2 protein-coding genes are annotated in these 535 nt (G+C 70.3%); both read right to left on the bottom strand.

What is annotated here, in order from left to right:
* Positions 1-280 (bottom strand): thiosulfate oxidation carrier protein SoxY (locus ACXJKJ_RS31960; RefSeq protein WP_457395753.1); only part of this gene is annotated, 280 nt, incomplete at its 3' end.
* Positions 281-306: 26 nt separating this feature from the next.
* Positions 307-535, bottom strand: a 229-nt coding sequence (locus tag ACXJKJ_RS31955) for a c-type cytochrome (protein ID WP_457395751.1), incomplete at its 5' end; no start/stop codon positions are given.

Here is a 535-nt window from a genome sequence, read left to right as displayed (position 1 = left end):
GCACCAGCAAGCGCTTGATGCCGGGGAGCGTGCTCGACGCGCCGACCGGAACCACTGCGCCGTTCTCGGCGATGTCGGGCGCGCTGACGGTCACGTCGCCGCTCGCCGCCGGCGCGTTGGCACCGAGCGCTTTCATCACGTCGGCGAGCGACTTGGCGTCGAACGCGGCCTGGTTGAAGCCTGCCGCCTGGGCCTGCGCCGCGGCCGGCAGCGCGCCGGCGCCGAGCAGCAGCAGCGCGAGCTTCGCGGACGTGGAGAGGGCGTGTCGACGGGTGTGCATGGGGGTCTCCTTCGTGTGATGTCGATTCATCGTTTGGCGGCCTGTGCAATCCAGCTCGCGATCGTGCGTGCGTCGGCCTCCGCGATCGATTGCGGCGGCATCGGCACCCCGCCCCACACGCCGCTGCCGCCAGCGCGGATCTTCTGCACCAGGTAGCCGACTGCGTCGTCATGGCTCGCGTATTTCTTCGAGATGTCGGTGAACGACGGGCCGACGAGCTTGCTGTCGACGCCGTGGCACGCGCTGCACGCGTGC

This window comes from Roseateles sp. P5_E1 (assembly GCF_054049335.1).
This window is presented reverse-complemented; position numbering and strand designations above follow the sequence as displayed.